Origin of the sequence: Bradyrhizobium sp. 930_D9_N1_4 (assembly GCF_052076015.1) — a bacterium.
Lineage (GTDB): Bacteria > Pseudomonadota > Alphaproteobacteria > Rhizobiales > Xanthobacteraceae > Bradyrhizobium.
Genome location: NZ_CP197236.1, coordinates 23549 through 42729 on the forward strand (window position 1 = coordinate 23549; position 19181 = coordinate 42729).

General features: G+C 64.3%; 16 protein-coding genes. 12 read left to right on the forward strand and 4 right to left on the reverse strand.

Translation table 11 applies throughout. From position 1 onward, the window contains the following. Positions 1–61 precede the first annotated feature (61 nt). A complete protein-coding gene (locus AB7532_RS00095; RefSeq protein WP_441232821.1) occupies positions 62–2278 on the forward strand; it encodes an SLC26A/SulP transporter family protein in 2217 nt (738 codons plus the stop codon). Positions 2279–2390: 112 nt separating this feature from the next. On the opposite strand, the gene AB7532_RS00100 is transcribed toward AB7532_RS00095, so the two are convergent. Next, a complete protein-coding gene (locus AB7532_RS00100) occupies positions 2391–3884 on the reverse strand; it encodes an NAD-dependent succinate-semialdehyde dehydrogenase (RefSeq protein ID WP_441232822.1) in 1494 nt (497 codons plus the stop codon). A 119-nt stretch (positions 3885–4003) separates the two neighbouring features. Next, positions 4004–4324, reverse strand: a complete 321-nt coding sequence (locus AB7532_RS00105; protein ID WP_441232823.1) for a hypothetical protein — start codon at positions 4322–4324, stop codon at positions 4004–4006. Positions 4325–4662: 338 nt separating this feature from the next. On the opposite strand from AB7532_RS00105, the gene AB7532_RS00110 reads away from it, so the two are divergent. Next, positions 4663–5856: a serine hydrolase domain-containing protein gene (locus tag AB7532_RS00110; RefSeq protein WP_441232824.1), complete on the forward strand. Its 1194-nt coding sequence runs from the start codon at positions 4663–4665 to the stop codon at positions 5854–5856. A 151-nt stretch (positions 5857–6007) separates the two neighbouring features. Then, positions 6008–7702: an AMP-binding protein gene (locus tag AB7532_RS00115; RefSeq protein ID WP_441232825.1), complete on the forward strand. Its 1695-nt coding sequence runs from the start codon at positions 6008–6010 to the stop codon at positions 7700–7702. A gap of 156 nt (positions 7703–7858) precedes the next feature. On the opposite strand, the gene AB7532_RS00120 is transcribed toward AB7532_RS00115, so the two are convergent. Further along, a complete protein-coding gene (locus tag AB7532_RS00120) occupies positions 7859–8860 on the reverse strand; it encodes an adenosine kinase (RefSeq protein ID WP_441232826.1) in 1002 nt (333 codons plus the stop codon). Between the two features lie 125 nt (positions 8861–8985). Between AB7532_RS00120 and murJ the strand changes: the two genes are divergently transcribed. From murJ to AB7532_RS00140, 4 genes are all read left to right on the forward strand, one after another. Then, positions 8986–10518, forward strand: coding sequence for a murein biosynthesis integral membrane protein MurJ (murJ, locus tag AB7532_RS00125; RefSeq protein WP_441239160.1), 1533 nt, complete (start codon positions 8986–8988; stop codon positions 10516–10518). 91 nt (positions 10519–10609) lie between these two features. Next, entirely contained in the window at positions 10610–11662 is a 1053-nt protein-coding gene (trpS, locus tag AB7532_RS00130; RefSeq protein WP_441232827.1) for a tryptophan--tRNA ligase, read from the forward strand. A 107-nt stretch (positions 11663–11769) separates the two neighbouring features. Continuing rightward, positions 11770–12264: a universal stress protein gene (locus AB7532_RS00135; RefSeq protein ID WP_441232828.1), complete on the forward strand. Its 495-nt coding sequence runs from the start codon at positions 11770–11772 to the stop codon at positions 12262–12264. A gap of 237 nt (positions 12265–12501) precedes the next feature. Next, on the forward strand, positions 12502–13071 hold the full coding sequence (locus AB7532_RS00140) for a NifU family protein (protein WP_441232829.1): 570 nt from the start codon (positions 12502–12504) through the stop codon (positions 13069–13071). 89 nt (positions 13072–13160) lie between these two features. Here AB7532_RS00140 and AB7532_RS00145 read toward each other — a convergent pair whose 3' ends face one another. Further along, positions 13161–14807: a PAS domain-containing protein gene (locus AB7532_RS00145; protein WP_441232830.1), complete on the reverse strand. Its 1647-nt coding sequence runs from the start codon at positions 14805–14807 to the stop codon at positions 13161–13163. 364 nt (positions 14808–15171) lie between these two features. Between AB7532_RS00145 and tsaB the strand changes: the two genes are divergently transcribed. The 5 genes from tsaB (at position 15172) to miaB (ending at position 19178) form a co-directional block, all read left to right on the forward strand. Next, the gene (gene tsaB, locus AB7532_RS00150) at positions 15172–15864 is read left to right on the forward strand and encodes a tRNA (adenosine(37)-N6)-threonylcarbamoyltransferase complex dimerization subunit type 1 TsaB (protein ID WP_441232831.1); all 693 of its coding nucleotides are present in this window, start codon (positions 15172–15174) and stop codon (positions 15862–15864) included. Next, a complete protein-coding gene (rimI, locus tag AB7532_RS00155; RefSeq protein WP_441232832.1) occupies positions 15861–16346 on the forward strand; it encodes a ribosomal protein S18-alanine N-acetyltransferase in 486 nt (161 codons plus the stop codon). Before tsaB ends, rimI begins: the two co-directional genes overlap by 4 nt. 38 nt (positions 16347–16384) lie before the next feature. Further along, entirely contained in the window at positions 16385–16840 is a 456-nt protein-coding gene (locus AB7532_RS00160; protein WP_441232833.1) for a Fur family transcriptional regulator, read from the forward strand. A 79-nt stretch (positions 16841–16919) separates the two neighbouring features. Then, complete coding sequence (locus AB7532_RS00165) at positions 16920–17603, forward strand: HAD family hydrolase (protein WP_441232834.1); 684 nt, start codon at positions 16920–16922, stop codon at positions 17601–17603. Between the two features lie 180 nt (positions 17604–17783). Further along, positions 17784–19178: a tRNA (N6-isopentenyl adenosine(37)-C2)-methylthiotransferase MiaB gene (gene miaB / locus AB7532_RS00170; RefSeq protein WP_441232835.1), complete on the forward strand. Its 1395-nt coding sequence runs from the start codon at positions 17784–17786 to the stop codon at positions 19176–19178. Positions 19179–19181 lie beyond the last annotated feature (3 nt).

Consider the following 19181-nt stretch of genomic DNA (forward strand, 5'->3'; position numbering starts at 1 on the left):
TGCGCTAAGCCCGTACTCGTCTACGTCTCAGAGGGCATTTTCCAGGGGCGAGCGCAACGGCGTGTCCGATCCAGCAATTGTTTTCAGTCCGGCGCCGCGTTTCAATCCGGCCCTCAAGCGTGCGCTGAATGATATATTGGGTGGCAGCGCCGCCAGCATCCTGACCGTCACCTTCGGACTGTCCTATTCGCTGCTGATCTTCGCCGGTCCGCTGTCGCCCTATCTGTCCTACGGGATCACTGCGACCTTCCTCAGCTCCGCGGTCCTCGCGATCGTCATCGGGCTGTGGAGCTCCCTGCCCTTTGCGGTCGCGGCGCCCGACAGCTCGACTGCCGCCGTGACGGGTATCCTGGTGGCTTCGTTGGTCGAGCGTATCGAGACAGCGAATTTGGCCACTCCGCTGCTCCCGCCGGTCCTGATCACGCTCGGCCTGTCGACAGTGCTGACGGGATTGGTGTTGTGTGGATTGGGCCTGACGCGGCTCGGCCGCGCCATCCGCTACGTGCCCTATCCCGTGGTCGGCGGCTTTCTCGGCGCCACCGGACTTCTCATCGCGCTCGGCGCGGTCCGCGTCATCACCGACCACCCGCTGCAGCTTTCGACGCTGCCGTATTTTGCCAACCCCACCATTTTGCTGGAGCTGGGGGCCGCCTGCGCGATGGCGCTGGTGCTATATCTCACCTGGCACCGCTCGCGCAGCCCGTTCGGGCTGCCGATCATCCTGGTTGGCGGCGTGCTCACGGCGCACCTGGCCTTCTGGATCACCGGCATTTCGTTCGACCATGCGCGGACCCTGGGCTGGACATTTCAGCCTCCGCCGCAAGCAGTGTTCATGCTGCCCTGGCATACCGAGAATCTCGCCCGCTATCCCTGGTTTGCCCTGCCTGATCTGATCGGCAACGTCGTCGCCGTCATCTTCGTTACGGCCTCCTGCACGCTGTTCAACACCACGGGCATCGAGGTCGCCGTGCACCGCGAAGCCAATCTGGAGCGCGAGCTGAACGTCACCGGCATCGCCAATGTCCTGACCGGCCTGCTCGGCGGTTATGCCGGCTGCAGCTCGACCAGCCGCTCGATCCTCAATTACAGCAGCGGCGGGCGCGGGCGCCTGTCCGGGCTCACCGTCGCGGCACTGTCACTGCTGATGCTCGCAGTCGCGCCCGAGCTGCTCGGCTTCATCCCGAAATTCGTGCTCGGCGGCCTGCTGCTCTATCTCGGCGCCGACCAGTTGCACCGATGGATCATCGAGTCGCGCAGGCGGCTTTCGAAGCTTGAATATCTCTCGCTGATCGCCATCATCGCGATCATCGTCACCTGGGGCTTCGTGCCGGGCATCCTGATCGGCGTGGTCATCGGCTGCGCGACGTTTGCCTTCAGCGCGGCGCGGGTGGAGTCGATCAAGTACAGCTTCGACGGCTCGGAATATCGCTCCTCGCTCGACCGCTCGCGCGACGACCAGGAGGTGCTGCTGGCGCATGGCGGCAATATCCAGGGCCTCAATCTCCAGAGCTATCTGTTCTTCGGCTCGGCCAACCGGCTCTACCAGCACGTCAAGCAGCTGCTTCAGGAGCGACCGGAGTGCCGCTATCTGCTGTTCGACTTCAAGCTCGTCACCGGCGTCGATTCGTCAGCGGCTTACAGCTTCGCCCAGATCAAGCGCAGCGCGCATGACCTCGGCGTCGAGCTGATCCTGGTGCATCTGTCGGCCGCGGCCGAGAAGGTGCTGCGCTCCAGCGACTTCGTCGGTGAAGGCGTCACCATCATTCCCGAGCTCGATCACGCGCTGGAATGGTGCGAGAACGAGCTCATCTCGCAGCATCAGGGCCTGGCGCAGGAGGAAGCCAGCCTGCATGACTGGTTCACGCGCATTCTGGACAGCGAGGACGACGCCGACCGGCTGATCCACCGCTGCCAGCGCATCGAGGTTGCGGCCGGCGACATCATCGTGCAGGCCGGCGATCCCGCCGATTCCATGCACTTCATCCTCGAAGGCCGCGTCGGCATCATGATCCCCGCCGACGACGACCGCACCACGCGCGTGCGCAGCCTCGGCCGCTACACCACGATCGGCGAAATGGGCCTGGTGTCGAACACGCCGCGCAGCGCGACGATCCAGGCCGAGGTCGACAGCGTGCTCTACGTGCTGAACACGCACCAGTTCGACGCGATCAAGGACGAAGACCCCGCACTCAGCCACAAGCTGCTGACGTATTTCGTGTCGGTGATGGCGGAGCGGCTGACGTTTGCAAACCGGACGATTGCGGTGCTGCGGCGGTAGTCCGTAGTCCCGTCATTGCGAGGAGCTCTCACGACGAAGCCATCCAGACTGTCTCTACGGAAAGATTCTGGATTACTTCGTTCCGCTCGCAATGACGGAGAGAGAGCCCGGCCTACAGCCCCGCCATCATCACGTATTTGATCTCGACATATTCTTCCATGCCGTGACGGGAGCCTTCGCGTCCCAGGCCGCTTTCCTTGACGCCGCCGAAGGGCGCGACTTCCGTGGTGATGAGGCCGGTGTTGACGCCGACCATGCCCGATTCCAGCGCTTCGGCGACGCGCCAGACGCGGCCGAGATCGCGGGAGTAGAAGTAGGAGGCGAGACCGAACGGCGAGGCGTTGCACATCGCGATGACGTCGGCTTCGTCCTTGAAGCGGATCACCGGCGCGAGCGGGCCGAAGGTTTCCTCCTGCGACACCAGCGAATCCGGATTGACGTCGGCCAGCACCGTAGGCTCGAAGAACGAGCGGCCGAGCTCGCTGCGCTTGCCGCCGGTGACGACCTTGGCGCCGCGCTTGACGGCATCCGCAATGTGGCGCTCGACCTTGTCGATGGCCTTCATGTTGATCAGCGGACCCTGGGTGACGCCGCTCTCGGTGCCATCGCCGATCTTCATCGCCGCGACCTTCGCCGACAGCTTCTGAACGAACGCGTCGTAGATCTTGTCCTGGGCGTAGATGCGGTTGGCGCAGACGCAGGTCTGGCCCATGTTGCGGTATTTCGAGACGATCGCGCCTTCGACCGCGGCGTCGATGTCGGCGTCGTCGAACACCACGAACGGCGCGTTGCCGCCGAGCTCGAGGCCGAGCCGCTTCACGCCGACCGAGGCCTGCTGATAGAGGATCTTGCCGACAGCCGTCGAGCCGGTGAAGCCGACGAAGCGTACGGCCGGATGCTCGCACAGCACCTTGCCGATCGGCGGCGCGTCACCGGTGATGATGTTGAGCACGCCCTTGGGGATGCCGGCCTTCTCGGCGAGCACCGCGAGCGCCAGCGCCGAGAGCGGCGTTTCGTTGGCGGGCTTGAGCACCACGGTGCAGCCCGCGGCCAGCGCCGGCGACACTTTGCGCGTGATCATCGAGTTCGGGAAATTCCACGGCGTGATCGCGCCGCAGACGCCGATCGGCTGCTTGATCGCGAGCAGGCGCGCATCGGGCCGCTGGCTCGGAATGGTCTCGCCATAGACGCGGCGGGCTTCTTCCGCGAAGAACTCGATATAGGCGGCGCCGATATCGACCTCGCCGAGCGCTTCGGAGAGCGGCTTGCCCTGCTCGGAGGTGAGGATCAGCGCCAAATCCTCGCGGTTGGCGGTGATCTGCTCGAACCATTTGCGCAGAATGTTGGAGCGCTGCTTGGCGGTGTGCTTGGCCCAGGCCGGGAAGGCCCTCTGAGCGGCTTCAACCGCCCTCGTCGTCTCGTCCGCGCCAAGCTGCGGGACTTTTGCGATCTCGGCGCCGGTTGCGGGATTGTTGACGGCGAACACCGGGCTGCCGACCCAGGCGCCGTCGATATAGCAGGCCTCCTTCAGCAGCGACGGATCCTTCAACCGGTCGCGCAGGGTGGCGGAGGTGTGCTGGGCGCGTGCGGCGGCGGTCGGGGTCATGGCGTTGCTCCTCGGACGATCAAGTGGGGGCGATCGGATCGGTCCGGAATATAGGGACAAGGTGCACGCAATGCACCGCCCCGCAACGCAAAGCTGCCTGTAACTAAATGGGAGCGGCCTTAGGCCGCGCCGCTCATGTAGGTCTCGCGCCGGCCGATCATGCGCTCGGCCGCGGCCTTGGCGTCGGCCTTCGAGGAGGTCGCGCAGGTCCGGTATTCGAGATCAGGCACGTCGGACGCGTTGCGGCGGCCGAACCAGTTCTTCGAGCCGACCGGCAGCAGCGCCAGCGATTGCGCGAGATTGTCCACCGCGCCGAACGAATAGAGTGCGCCGGTACCGGCAATGCGGACCTCGTAAATACCAGGCGCGATCGGCGCCTCGAGGTTCTCGCCCCGTCCGGGACGGGGATAGCGCTTCCATTCGCTCCAGGTCGAAATCATGTGAGGTCCCCCGCGGCGGGTCAGGCCGCTAACTTTTGCGTCAACTCTTAACGTCGGCCGCGACTGGGCCATAGGCCGAACGTCGCAGCGCACAAAATGTTTCAAAGAATTCCTGAAACATATCGCCGGAGCCCATCCGAGGTCACGGCGAAGTGCGGCCATCCACCGTAGATTGTGACGGGGTGTTGCAGTTCGGCCTCCCTGTCGTCCTGCGTGAGCCGGGGATGGTCAAGTCACGACATCGCGACCGGCGCGGGCATCTGGACGCGCTTGCCGCGCGGAGCGTGCAGGAGGACAATCGATCGCGTCTAACAATAATCAAACCGGAGGAAACGCCTATGCAAAGCCAAGCCCAGATCGATGAGATTCTGCGCAAGACGAGCGACGCCAGGGAGATTCCCGGCGTCGTCGCCATCGCCGCCAGCGGTAACGACGTGCTGTACCAGGGTGCATTCGGCAAGCGCGATCTGTCGAAGCCTGATGCGATGACCGCGGACAGCGTGTTCTGGATCGCCTCGATGACGAAGGCGGTGACGAGCGCGGGCGCGATGCAGCTGGTCGAGCAGGGCAAGCTGTCGCTGGATGCGCCGATCGGCGAGGTACTGCCTGATCTCGCCAAGCCGCAGGTGCTGGAAGGCTTCGATGCCAAGGGTGAGCCGAAACTTCGCCCGGCGAAGCGCGACATTACGCTGCGTCAATTGATGACCCACACCGCCGGCTTCGCCTACAACATGTGGAACGGCGAGCTCGCAGTTTACCTGGAGAAGTCCGGCATTCCCGCCATCACCACCTGCCAGAACGCGGCGCTGAAGACACCCATCATGACCGATCCCGGCACGCGCTGGGAATACGGCACCAATATCGATTTCGTCGGCAAGGCGGTGGAAGCCGTCAGCGGCAAGCGGCTCGATGCTTATCTGCGCGACAATCTGTTTGCTCCGCTCGGAATGTCCGACACCGGCTTCAAGATCACCGACGACATGCGCAAGCGCCTGGTCGGCATGCATGCGCGCGGCGAGGACGGCCAGCTCGCGGCGATCCCGTTCGAGCTCGAGCAGAACCCGGAATTCCACATGGGTGGCGGCGGCCTCTATGCGACTGCGGCCGACTACATCAAATTCACCCGGATGATCCTCAACAAGGGCCGCGGCAACGGCAATCAGGTGCTGAAATCAGAGACGATCGCCGCCATGAGCCAGAACCAGATGGGCGACATCAACATGGGCAAGCTGACGACCGCCGCGCCGATGTACACCAACGACGTCGACCTCTATCCGGAGCAGGTGAAGAAATGGGGCCTCAGCTTCATGATCAACACCGCGAAGACCGCTGAAGGGCGCAGCGCCGGCAGCCTCGCCTGGGCGGGCCTCGCCAACACCTATTACTGGATCGATCCCGCGCGCGACATCACCGGCGTGATCCTGATGCAGGTGTTGCCATTCGCTGACGGAAAGTGCCTGCAGGCGTTCGCGGGCTTCGAGCGCGGTATCTATGCCGGGCTCGATGCGGGCAGCGGGAAGAGGGCGGCGTAAGGAGCACCCGCTCTCACCACACGTCATGGCCGGGCTTGTCCCGGCCATCCACGCCTTATCTTGCGCACGAAGAACGTGGATGCCCGGGACAAGCCGGGCATGACGAACGAGAGAGACGGCGCCGACGACCTTTGAGGAGAGGATTTTCAATTTGTCAGATAAAGCCGACAGCTATGTTTGCGGCGTCTCGGACACGCCGCTGCTCGGCGACACCATCGGCCGCAGCCTCGATCACGCCGTGCGACGCTGGGGAAATCGCGAGGCGCTGGTCTCGCCCAGCCACGGGGTACGATGGACCTGGCAAGAGTTTTCCGAGCGGGTCGACGCGCTCGCCGCCGGCTTTCTCGCGCTCGGCCTCGAACGCGGCGAGCGGATCGGGATCTGGTCGCTGAACCGGCCGGAATGGACGCTGACCCAGTTTGCCGCCGCCAAAGCCGGCCTGATCCTGGTGACGATCAATCCCGCTTACCGGCTCAGCGAGCTGGAGTTCGCGCTGCGCAAGGTCGGCTGCGCCGCGATCGTCACGGCGACCGTGTTCAAGACCAGCAACTACATGGAGATGCTCAACACGCTGTTGCCGGAGCTGGCGGGCGCCACGCCGGGGAGGCTGAAGGCAGCGCGGCTGCCGGACTTGCGGATGGTGATCCAGATCGGCGGCCCCGCGGCATCAGGCACGATCCCGTTCGAAGAGATCGCGCGCATGGGCGGAGCGCAGCATCGCGAGCGGCTTGATGCGCTCGGCGCGGCGCTTCAATTTGACGATCCCGTCAACATCCAGTTCACCAGTGGCACCACGGGATCGCCAAAGGGCGTGACGCTGACGCACCACAACATCCTCAACAACGGCTATTTCACCGGACGTGCGATGCGCCTGACCGAACAGGATCGCATCTGCATCCCGGTGCCGCTGTATCATTGCTTCGGCATGGTGATGGGTAATCTCGCCTCGGTCACGCTCGGCACCACCATGGTCTATCCCGGCGAGGGCTTTGATCCGCTTGCGACGTTGCGGGCGATCGAACAGGAGAAATGCACCGCGCTGTATGGCGTGCCGACCATGTTCATCGCGGAGCTCGATCATCCCGAATTCAAGAATTTCAATCTGACATCGCTGCGCACCGGCATCATGGCTGGCGCGCCCTGTCCGATCGAGGTGATGAAGCGCGTCAACACCGAGATGAACATGGGTGAGGTCACCATCGCCTACGGCATGACCGAGACCAGCCCGGTCAGCTTCCAGAGCGCGACCGACGATCCGCTTGAGCGGCGCGTCTCCACCGTCGGACGAATTCATCCGCATGTCGAAGTGAAGGTCGTCGATCTCGAAGGCCGGATCGTCAAGCGCGGCGAACGCGGCGAGCTCTGCACCCGCGGCTACAGCGTCATGCTGGGCTATTGGGAGGAAAAGGAAAAGACGGGCGACGTGCTCGACGCCAATGGCTGGATGCACACCGGCGATCTCGCCACCATCGACGTATCAGGCTATTGCAACATCGTCGGCCGCATCAAGGATCTGGTGATCCGCGGCGGCGAAAACCTCTACCCGCGCGAGATCGAGGAGTTCCTGTACCGTCATCCCAAAATTCAGGACGTGCAGATCTTCGGCGTGGCGGACAGCCGCTATGGCGAAGAGCTCTGCGCCTGGATCCGCGTCAGGCCGGGCGAGACGCTGACGGCTGAAGAGGTCCGCGCCTTCTGCGACGGCCAGATCGCCCACAACAAGATCCCGCGCTATGTCGAATTCGTCGACGAATTCCCGATGACCGTGACCGGCAAGATCCAGAAATTCGTGATGCGGGAGGCGGTGGAAGAGCGGCTGGGATTGAAGGCGGCGAAGACGGCGTGAGGTGGTGAACACTCTCACCACCCGAAGACTGTCATCCTCCGCGAAAGCGGGGGATCCAGTACGCCGCAGCCTTTCGGCAAACCACAGACGTCTCGGAGTACTGGATCGCCCGGTCCTAGTGCGCAATTGCGCACTGGCCGGGCGACGACAGTGGCCTTAAACCGTCAGCCCGCGCTGCTGGGCCAGCTCCTTCAGCGACACCTGCGGACGCGCGCCGATGTGCTGGATCACTTCGGCGGCCGCGAGTGCGCCTAGCTCGCCGCACTGCTTGTGCGCGAGGTTGCGCGAAAGACCGTACAGGAAGCCGGCCGCGAACAGATCGCCGGCGCCGGTGGTATCCACCAATTGCTTGATCGGCGAAGCCGGCGCGGCGACCGCGTCGGTCGGCGTCACCACCACGCAGCCCTTCTCGCTACGCGTGACGACGCCGAGCTTGACGTCGTTGCGCAGCTGCTTCAGCGCGGTGTCGAAGTCCGAAGTCATGTAGAGCGAATGCAGCTCGGACTCGTTGGCGAACACGATGTCGACGGTGCCGTTGCGCATCAGTCCCAAAAACTCGTCGCGGTAGCGGTCGACGCAGAACGAATCCGACAGCGTCAACGCCACCTTGCGCTTGGCCTCATGGGCGATTCCGGCCGCCTTGACGAAGGCGTCCTTGGCGTTCTTGGGATCCCAGAGATAGCCTTCGAGATAGACGATGCCGGCGGCTGCGATCTCGGCCGGGTCGATGTCGGCGGGCGACAGATCCTGCGCCGCACCGAGATAGGTGTTCATGGTGCGCTCGCCGTCTCCGGTGACCAGGATGTAGGAGCAGCCGGTGGCGGGGCCGTCTTTCGCGGCGGGCGTGTTGAAGGCGACGCCGGCCGAGCGGATGTCGTGGACATAGAGCTTGCCGATCTGGTCGTCCTTGACCTTGCCGACATAGGCGGCGCGTGCGCCGAGGCTGCCGATGCCGACGATGGTGTTGGCGGCCGAGCCCCCCGAGACTTCCGTCGCCGGACCCATGTCCTTGTAGATCGCGGCGGCCCGCGCCTCGTCGATCAGGGACATGCTGCCCTTGGCCATGCCGTGCCTGGCCAGAAAGGCCTCATCGGTCTTGACCAGCACGTCGAACAGCGCGTTGCCGATCCCGAGAACGTCATATTTCACGTCAGCCATTCACCTTGATCCTGTTTGCCGGATTGCGATTGCCGCAGAAATCCGCTTCCTGTCGGCCTGAAATCTGGCTCGCGGCCTATCACGACCGGCCCCAAGCGGGCAAGCAACGGTATTATGTCGGCGCAATGATCCGCTCCTTCCTGACAGTTTCGACGGGAACACTGGCCTCGCGGCTGCTGGGCTTTGCGCGAGATTCCCTGATCGCGGCGCTGCTCGGCACCGGCGCCGTGGCGGATGCGTTCCTGGCGGCGTTCCAGCTCGTCAACGTGGTGCGGCGGCTGCTCAGCGAGGGGGCGCTGAATGCCGCGCTGATCCCGGCCTGGCTGCGCGTCCGTGACCGCGATGGCGCAGACGCTGCGGCCGCGTTCGCGGGACGCGTGCTCGGCACGGTCAGCGTGGCGCTGATCGCGATCTCGCTCGTCATTGCGCTTCTGATGCCGCTGATCATCACGGTGATCGCGCCCGGCTTCCTCGGCAGCGGCACGCTCGATCTCGCCGTCGCAAACGCGCGGCTGATGCTGCCCTATCTCGCCTTCGCCGGTCCCGTCACGGTGCTGATGGGGTTGTTGAACGCGCAAGGGCGCTTCGCACTCACCGCGTTCTCGCCGCTGCTGTTCAACATCGCCTTGATCGCCGCGATCGCGATGCTGCTTGTCTGGCACGCCGATGCAGCCTTTGCCGCCTGGATGCTGGCGGCGACTGTCGGCATCGCCGGACTGCTGCAACTCGTGATGCTGCTGTCGCAGCGAAGCGCACAGCTCGCGACACCGTTGCGCGTAAATTTCGACAAGGAGATGCGCGGCTTCTTCGCCAAGGCGATCCCCGGCATGATCGCAAGCTCCGGCCCGCAATGGCTGATGGTCGCCGGCGCGATCATCGCATCCGCCACGCCGTCCGCTGTGTCCTGGCTCTATTTCGCCAACCGCCTGATCGAGCTGCCGCTCGGCATCGTCGGTGTCGCCATGGGCACCGTGCTGGTGCCGGAGCTGACGCGCGCAGTCGGCAGCGGTGATCGCGACGCCGTGGCGCATGCGGAATCACGCGCGTTGGAACTCGCAACCGGACTGGCGCTGCCGGCGACGCTCGGCCTCGTCGTGCTGGCCGAGCCGATCGTGCGGCTGCTGTTCGAGCATGGCGCCTTTGGCGCGGAGGACAGCACGGCAACCGCGCATGCGCTGATGTGGCTGGCGCTGGGCCTGCCCGCGCACGTGCTGATCAAGGCGCTGTCGCCGGCCTTCTTTGCCCGCAGCGACACGATGACGCCGCTGCTCGCCACGCTCAAAGGGTTTGTGGTCGCGATCGCCCTCGCCGTCCTGCTCGGCCATTTCTTCGGCGCAAGCGGGATCGCCGCGAGCATCGCGGCCGGTGCCTGGAGCAGCGCGATCTCGCTGCTCCGGAAAGGCACCGGCGAGTTCGGCTTCTCGGTCGACGCCGCCGCCCGCAAGCGGCTGCCGCGGATCGTGCTCGCCGCTGCCACCATGGGCGCCCTGCTCTGGCTGACGGCGGGTCTCATCCCTGGCGAGGCGCATGGTCTCATCCGCTTCATCGTGCTGGGCGTGCAGATCGGGGCCGGGATCGCCGTCTATGGCCTGCTGCTGCAAATCCTCGGCGCGGCGTCCTGGCGCGAGGCGGTTAACGCCTTGAAGCGACCCGCTTAAACGGGCCTCGCCGCGCAAGTCCATCGAATTACCCTTGACGGGGCAGCGCCGCTGTTGGAAACGACGCCCCGTATCTTGCAGGAAAGCTGCCATGCCATTCGTTGAACGGGTTTTTTCGGGCGTCCAGCCGACGGGCAATCTGCACCTCGGCAATTACCTCGGCGCGATCGTCAACTTCGTGAAGATGCAGGAAACCCACAACTGCATCTATTGCGTCGTCGACATGCACGCGATCACGCAGGGCGTCGACGTCTGGGGCGGACCGGTCGAGCTCGCGCGCAACACCCGCGAGGTGACCGCCGCGTTCATCGCCGCCGGCATCGATCCGAAGAAGCACATCGTATTCAACCAGAGCCAGGTCTCCGGCCATGCCGAGCTCGCCTGGATCTTCAACTGCGTCGCACGCATGGGCTGGCTCGGCCGCATGACCCAGTTCAAGGAGAAGGCCGGCAAGGATCGCGAGAACGCCTCGGTCGGCCTGTTCGACTATCCCGTGCTGATGGCGGCCGACATCCTGCTGTACCGCGCCACCCACGTTCCGGTCGGCGAGGACCAGAAGCAGCATCTCGAGCTTTCGCGCGACATCGCGCAGAAGTTCAACAATGATTTCGGCGATTCGATTCGCGCCCAGGGCGCCAATGACGGTCTGTTCTTCCCGCTGCCGGAACCGCTGATCACGGGCCCGGCAACGCGCGTGATGAGCCTGCGCGACGGCACCAAGAAGATGTCGAAGTCGGATGCGTCCGACAATTCGCGCATCAATCTGACCGACGACGCCGACACCATCGCGCAGAAGGTCCGCAAGGCGAAGACCGATCCGGAGCCGCTGCCGTCAGAGGAAAAGGGCCTGGAAGCACGCCCCGAGGCCGACAATCTCGTCGGCATTTTCGCGGCGCTCTCCGGCCGCACCAAAGCCGACGTGCTCACAGAATTCGGCGGCGGCCAGTTCTCCGCCTTCAAGAATTCGCTGGTCGAGCTGTGCGTCACGAAACTGGCGCCGATCGCCGGCGAGATGAAGCGCCTCGTCGCCGACCCCGGCCATATCGACACGATCCTGAACGACGGCGCCGACCGCGCCCGCGCCATCGCCGACGAGACCATGAACCTCTCGAAGGACATCGTCGGCTTCATCCGCCGGCGCTGATCCTCGCATTCGCGAACCACGGCCTGCGCCTCAGCGCCGGCCGCTTCTCCTCTCCCCAACGTTGCGGGAGTGTGGCAGCATGTCGTTCGTGCACATTCCGGGACATCATGACCAGCAAGCGACTTTGCTTCGAGCCGGGTCACAAGCCCAAATGCCTCGTCATCGTCGATGACACCGCCGAATGGGATCGCGCGGTCTATTACGCCAGCCGTTGGGCGATCCGCGCTGGCGGCGGCGTGGTGATGCTGCGCATCATCGAGCCTGAACAGCAGACCCAGGAATGGCTGGGGGTTGCCGAGATCATGCGCGCCGAAGCGCAGGAGGCGGCGGAAGCAGCGCTAGACCGCGCCGCCGGCCGCGCCAACGGCATCGCCGCGATCACGCCGGAACGGGTGATCCGCGAGGGCGCGGCGATGGAACAGCTGCTCGCCGTGATAGATCAGGATCCTGATATCGCCATGCTGGTGCTCGCCGCCAACCCGGGCGCGGAGGGACCGGGGCCGCTGGTCTCTCTGCTCGCGCATGCGCTGGGCACGTTCCCGGTGCCAGTCACGATCATCTCGGGGGCGCTGAGCGACGAAAGCGTGGATTCGCTGTCGTAGTTTCCGTACTCGTCATGCCCGGGCTTGTCCCGGGCATCCACGTTTTGGCGCCACAAAGCAAGGCGTGGATGGCCGGGACAAGCCCGGCCATGACGGCGCAGAGGCTTTTGCCGCTCTCTAACCTGCTGATATGACAATGAAACGCCCTCCCCACCCCTTGACCGTGCGTTCGCCGTCGCCATCTGCTACTGGATAGCTTGCGCGCCGGCCTTGAACCGGCGACGTCTGGAGAAAACCATGTTCATTCAAACCGAAGCCACCCCCAATCCCGCCACGCTGAAATTCATTCCCGGCCGCGTCGTGGTCGATGGCGGCCCGATGGAATTTGCGAGCCGCGAATCGGCCGTGCGCTCGCCGCTGGCCGAAAAGCTGTTCGACGTGCCCGGCGTCACCGGCGTGTTCTATGGATCGGACTTCATCACTGTGACCAAGGCGAACGGGGAGTGGCAGCAGCTCAAGCCCGCGATCCTCGGCGCCATCATGGAGCACTACATGTCCGGCGCGCCGCTGCTCGCCGACGGCGTGGCTGCGAGCGATACCGATCTCGACGACGAGGACGAGTTCTTCGACGAGTCCGATGCCGAGACGGTCGACATGATCAAGGACCTGATCGAGACCCGCGTGCGGCCGGCGGTCGCCAATGACGGCGGCGACATCACCTTCCGCGGCTTCAAGGACGGGATCGTCTATCTCAACATGAAGGGCTCGTGCGCCGGCTGCCCGTCATCGACCGCGACGCTCCAGCACGGCATCCAGAATTTGCTGAAGCATTTCGTGCCGGACGTGGTCGAAGTCCGGCCGATGTGACGAGGTAGGGTGGGCAAAGGCGCGTTTGCGCCGTGCCCACGAAAAGAGATGGTGGGCACGCTTCGCTTTGCCCACCCTACGAGACCTTCCTACGCCGCCTGACCAATACTGGCCGCTTCTTCCGCCGCCTTGCGCATGCTCGCGGACATCTCGTTCGTCACCGTGCTCTGCTCCTCGACGGCAGCAGCCGTTGAAGAGACGTATTCGCTGACGCCCTGGATCGCACCCTTGATCTGCTCCAGCGCGGCGACGACGTCGACCGAGATGCCGTTGAGATTGCTGATCTCCTGCTCGATCCGGTCGGCTGCCTGCTTGGCCTGGTTTGCGAGATTCTTCACTTCGGACGCGACCACCGCAAAACCGCGACCGGCTTCGCCGGCACGCGCGGATTCGATGGTGGCGTTCAGCGCCAGCAGGTTGATCTGCCCGGTGATGTTGCCGATCAACTGCACGATCATGCTCATCGACTCCGCCGCCTGCGTCAGCCGCTGCGCCTGCTGATCCGCCACCTCGACGCGATCGACTGCGGTGGAGGCCGTTTCGCGCGAGCGCGTCATCGCTTCCGCGATCTCGCGCACCGAGGCGTTGAGCTCCTCGGCACCGGCGGCGACGGTTTCCATCATGTCGCGCACCTTCTCGCTGCGCTTGCGTGCGATCACCTGCGCCGTGGTGTCGGAGGCGTATTTCACGACCTTGAACGGCTTGCCGTTGAGATCGCGGATCGGATTGTAGGAGGCCTGGATGAAGACCTGCCGGCCGCCTTTGCCGAGGCGCTGATATTCGCCGGACTGGAATTCGCCGGCGTTCAGCCTGGTCCAGAAGGCGCGATAGGCTTCGCCCTCGCGCTCCCCGGCACTCACGAACATGCTGTGATGCTTGCCGACGATCTCGGACAGCGCGTAGCCGAGCGCGCCGAGGAAGTTCTCGTTGGCGGTCAGCACCTTTCCGTCCATGTCGAACTCGATCACCGCCTGCGACTTGCCGATCGCCTCGATCTGTCCGGCGAAGTTCGCATTCGACAGCTTCTGCGCGCTGATATCGGTGGCGAACTTCACCACCTTGAACGGCTTGCCGGACTCGTCGAGGATCGGATTGTAGGAGGCGAGGATCCAGACTTCCTTGCCGCCCTTGCCGAAGCGCTTGTACTCGGCCGACTGGAATTCGCCGCGGGAAAGCTTCGCCCAGAACTCGCGATAGGCGGCACTGTCGCGCTCGCCAGCGCCCACGAACATTTTGTGATGCTGGCCCTGGATCTCGTCGAGACGGTAGCCCACCGTCGCCAGAAAATTCTCGTTGGCGGTGATGATGGTGCCGTCGAGATTGAATTCGATCACGGCTTGCGCACGCCCGATCGCGGAGATCTTGCCGGCATCCTCGAGGCTGCGAATCTTGCGCGCGGTGATATCGGTCGCGAACTTGACGACCTTCACCGGCTTGCCGGCTTCGTCGATGATCGGGTTGTAGGACGCCTGGATCCAGATCTCGCGGCCGCCCTTGCCGAGCCGCTTGTACTCGGCGGACTGATACTCACCGCGGCTTAGACGTGCCCAGAACTCGCGATAGGCCGCGCTGCCCCGCTCCTCCGGTACCACGAACATGCTGTGGTGCTTGCCGGTGATCTCGTCGAGCCGGTAGCCCATCGCATCCAGAAAATTCCGGTTGGCGGTAAGGATGGTGCCGTCGAGATCGAATTCGATCACCGCCTGGGATTTCGAGAGTGCATTGACCTGGGCCATGGCCTCCCGGGCCGAAGAACCGCTTCGCCAAAAAGACATTAATAAATTCCTTCCCAAAAAGCGGGAACGCACACGGCCTGATGCGCCAAAAATGCATTGCCCGAGTCGTCGTTGACTCGCTTTTCCGCGCCGAGAAGGTCTCATTTGATTGCTAATGCATCCTTAATCACACATACTTTCAATGGCTTAGGCTTCTCTGAGGTTGCATTTGCCTTGTCTACACCGAAACAAATGAACCCGGATTGCATGCTTTTCCCGAACACGTAAAAATACGGAAAGGGTCGGACTGTCGCGCTCCGCGCGAGTTGTGCAACGCGCAAACTTGCTCTGGTTCAAGCTGCTCCGAAACGACTAGATTGCCGCCATGCTGATCCTTGCCATCGATACCGCGCTGGAGGCGTGCGCGGCCGCCGTTCTCGACACCGATGCCGGCCAGCTCCTTGCGCAGGAGCAGGTCTTGATGAAGCGCGGCCACGCCGAAGCGCTGATGCCGCTGATTGCGCGCGTGATGCAATCGGCCGATCTCGCCTTCACCTCGCTCGACCGCATTGCCGTCACCGTCGGTCCCGGAAGCTTCACGGGCCTGCGCGTCGGCATTTCGGCGGCGCGCGGCCTTGCGCTCGCGGCGAAGCGCCCCGCCGTCGGCCTGACGACGTTGTCCGCCTATGCCGCAACCATCGTCGGCCAGAGCGGAACGGTGCCGGTGATTTCGGCGATCGACGCACGGCACGACCACGTCTATTTCCAGATCGTCGCCGGCGACGGCAGCCAGCTGGTGCGGCCGAGCGTCGCGTCCATCGACGAAGCGATCGCGGCCTCGCAATTCGGCGCGCCGCATCTGGTCGGCAATGCCGCCAGGATCCTCGCCGATCGCTGGCCGAAGGATGGCCCGCAGCCGGTCGCGGTCGACGCGCAGCCCGCGCCCGACATCGGCTGGGTCGCATGGCTTGGCGCCGCGGCCAATCCTGAGACCACACCGGCGCGACCGTTCTATCTGAAGGCGCCCGACGCAAAGCCGGCCGCATTGCCACCGTTCGCACCAGCCGCAAGCTCATGATGAGATGGTTTTCGGAATGGTGGCGCGGCGGCACGGCCGCCGTCGAGCCCGCCACCGTACGCGACGCCGCGCGGCTGGCGCAGCTTCACGGCGAATCCTTCGCACGCGGCTGGGGCGAAGGCGAATTCGAGAGCATGGTCAGCGAGCGCAACACGCTCGTGCATCGGTTGCGGCTCGGCCGCAAGACCGTCGGATTCGCGGTGTCGCGGATCGGCGCCGACGAAGCGGAAATCCTCTCCATCGCGGTCGACAAGTCCCAGCGCGGCCGCGGCCTGTCCCGCACGCTGCTGATGACGCATCTCGGCCACCTCGCCGGGCGCGGCGTGCGCACGATATTTCTCGAAGTCGAGGAAAATAACCAGCCGGCGCGGCGGCTCTATGACCGGACCGGATTCATGGTGGTCGGGCGCCGCGAACGCTACTATAAGCAGCCCAACGGGGAACAATTGAACGCACTTCTGATGCGACGTGACTTGTCGTAATATTGATGGCAGAAAGCGCCCCGTCAGGCAGACAACACATGAGTGGACTTAAAGCTTCCGCCGCATCCAAGGCCTCCGGTATCGAGGCGCGCTGTGCCGCCACCGGCATGCGCATGACCGAGCAGCGCCGCGTCATCGCGCGCGTTCTCGCGGAATCGGTCGATCATCCCGACGTCGAGGAGTTGTACCGGCGCTGCGTCGCCGTCGATGACAAGATCTCGATCTCGACCGTGTATCGCACCGTCAAACTGTTCGAAGATGCCGGCATCATCGAACGCCATGATTTCCGCGAGGGCCGCGCACGTTACGAGACGATGCGCGACAGCCATCACGACCACCTCATCAACCTGCGCGACGGCAAGGTGATCGAGTTCACCTCCGAGGAGATCGAGAAGCTTCAGTCGGAGATCGCCCGCAGGCTCGGCTACAAGCTGGTCGACCACAGGCTCGAGCTCTATTGCGTCCCGCTCGACGACGACAAGCCGACGTCTTAAGTGGCATGATCTCCGCGCAAATGCCTTCCGCATTTGTCGCGCGGGAAAACCGCTCCACCCTTTTCCGGATCATGCCTTCGTGCCCATAGATCTCATCATCTTCGATTGCGACGGCGTGCTCGTGGACAGCGAGGTCATCTCCTGTCGCGCGCATGCCGATGTGCTGACGCGGCACGGCTATCCGATCACCTCGGAGCAGGTGCTGGTGCGCTTCCTCGGCGTCTCCGAGAAAGATGCCCGGCGGATGGTCGAGCAGGAGATCGGCCGCAGTCTCCCCGACGATCTCGAGCAGCAGGTGAGTGCGGCCACGCTGCAATTCTACGCCAGCGATCTGCAGCCGATCACCCATGTGGCCGCAGCGATCGCCGCGATCGATGTGCCCAAATGCGTCGCGTCGAGCGGCACACCGGAGAAGATCCATCACGGCCTGACTTGCTCCGGGCTCTACGACCTGCTTGCGCCGAACATCTATTCCGCAAGCCAGGTCGCGCGCGGCAAGCCAGCGCCGGACCTGTTCCTGTTTGCCGCCGAACAGATGAGAGTCGCGCCGGAACGGTGCCTCGTGATCGAGGACAGCGTCCCCGGAGTGACCGGCGCGCACGCCGCCGGGATGACCGTGCTGGGCTTCCACGGCGGCAGCCACTGCCCGCCGGGCCACGCCGAAAGGCTCCGCGCTGCAGGCGCCAACCTGACGTTCGACGATATGCGGCACTTGCCGGAGTTGGTCCGGCAGGTCGGGCGGGCGGGCGCTCTGACGAGCTAGCCGTTTGCCCTCATTCCAGGGCAATGCGCAGCATCGATCCGGAATCTCGTCCAAAACCTCTGGATTCCGGGGTCGTCTGCGGTGCGAGCGCCCCGGAATGACCTTTTGGGGTCCATTCGCTGGATTTTCGGCGCTCCAGCCTATATCTGAGGGCCGTCCTCCACCTCAATTTCGGGTTCCATGACGCCGCCGCGCAAGCTGCACATCAAATCATATGGCTGCCAGATGAACGTCTACGATGCCCAGCGCATGGTGGACACGCTGGCACCGGAAGGATTCGTGGAGACGACCAACGCCGAGGACGCCGACCTCGTCATCCTCAACACCTGCCATATCCGCGAGAAGGCCTCCGAGAAGGTCTATTCCGAGCTCGGGCGCCTGCGCGTCGCCAAGGACGAGGCTGCGCGCGGCGGCCGCACGATGCAGATCGCGGTCGCGGGCTGCGTGGCGCAGGCTGAAGGCGGAGAGATCACGCGCCGCGCGCCTGTCGTTGACGTCGTGGTCGGCCCGCAGAGCTATCATCATTTGCCGGAGCTTCTGAAGCGGGCGCGCGACCAAGGCCGTGCGATTGAGACCGAATTTCCCGCGGCCGACAAGTTCGGCTTCCTGGCCCAGCCGAAGCCCGATGCGATCCGTGCGCGCGGCATTTCCGCTTTCGTCACGGTGCAGGAAGGCTGCGACAAGTTCTGCACGTTCTGCGTCGTGCCCTACACGCGAGGCTCGGAAGTGTCGCGTCCCGTCGCGAAGATCGTCGACGACGTCAAGCGGCTTGCCGACAACGGCGTGCGCGAGCTCACGCTGATCGGGCAGAACGTCAATGCCTATCACGGCGAGGGACCGGAGGGAAAAGCCTGGCCGCTCGGCCGGCTGCTCGAGCATCTGGCCAAAATTCCCGGCATCGCGCGGCTGCGCTATTCGACCAGCCATCCCGGTGACGTCGATGACAGTTTGATTGCAGCCCATCGCGATCTCGGTGCCTTGATGCCGTTCGTGCACCTCCCGGTGCAGTCGGGTTCGGACCGGATTCTGGCCGCCATGAACCGGAAACATACCGCCGATGATTATCGCGATGTCATCGACCGTTTCCGGTCCGCGCGCCAAGACATTGCTTTTTCATCAGATTTTATCGTCGGTTTCCCCGGCGAGAGCGAGCAAGATTTTCTCGCGACCCTCGCGCTTGTCACGCAAATCGGCTACGCTGCGGCGTATTCGTTCAAATACTCCGCCCGGCCGGGAACGCCGGCCGCGGATATGCAGGAGACGGTGTCCCCCGCCGAAATGGACCAGCGATTGGAGCGGCTCCAGGAACTGATCGACAGCCAGCAATCGGCCTTCAACAAGGCTGCGATTGGCTCAACGGTCGACGTACTGTTCGAACGTCCGGCGCGCAAGGACGGCCAGATCGTCGGCCGCACCGCATTCCTCCAGCCCGCTCATGTGATGGCTTCTCCCGACATCATCGGACAGATCCTGCCGGTGCGGATCGACAGCCTCGAGCGCTACAGTTTCCTCGGCGAGCTCGTGACGCCGCGCAACGCGCGCGAGCCCGCTTTATCGCAAGCCAGTGGAGCCTGAACC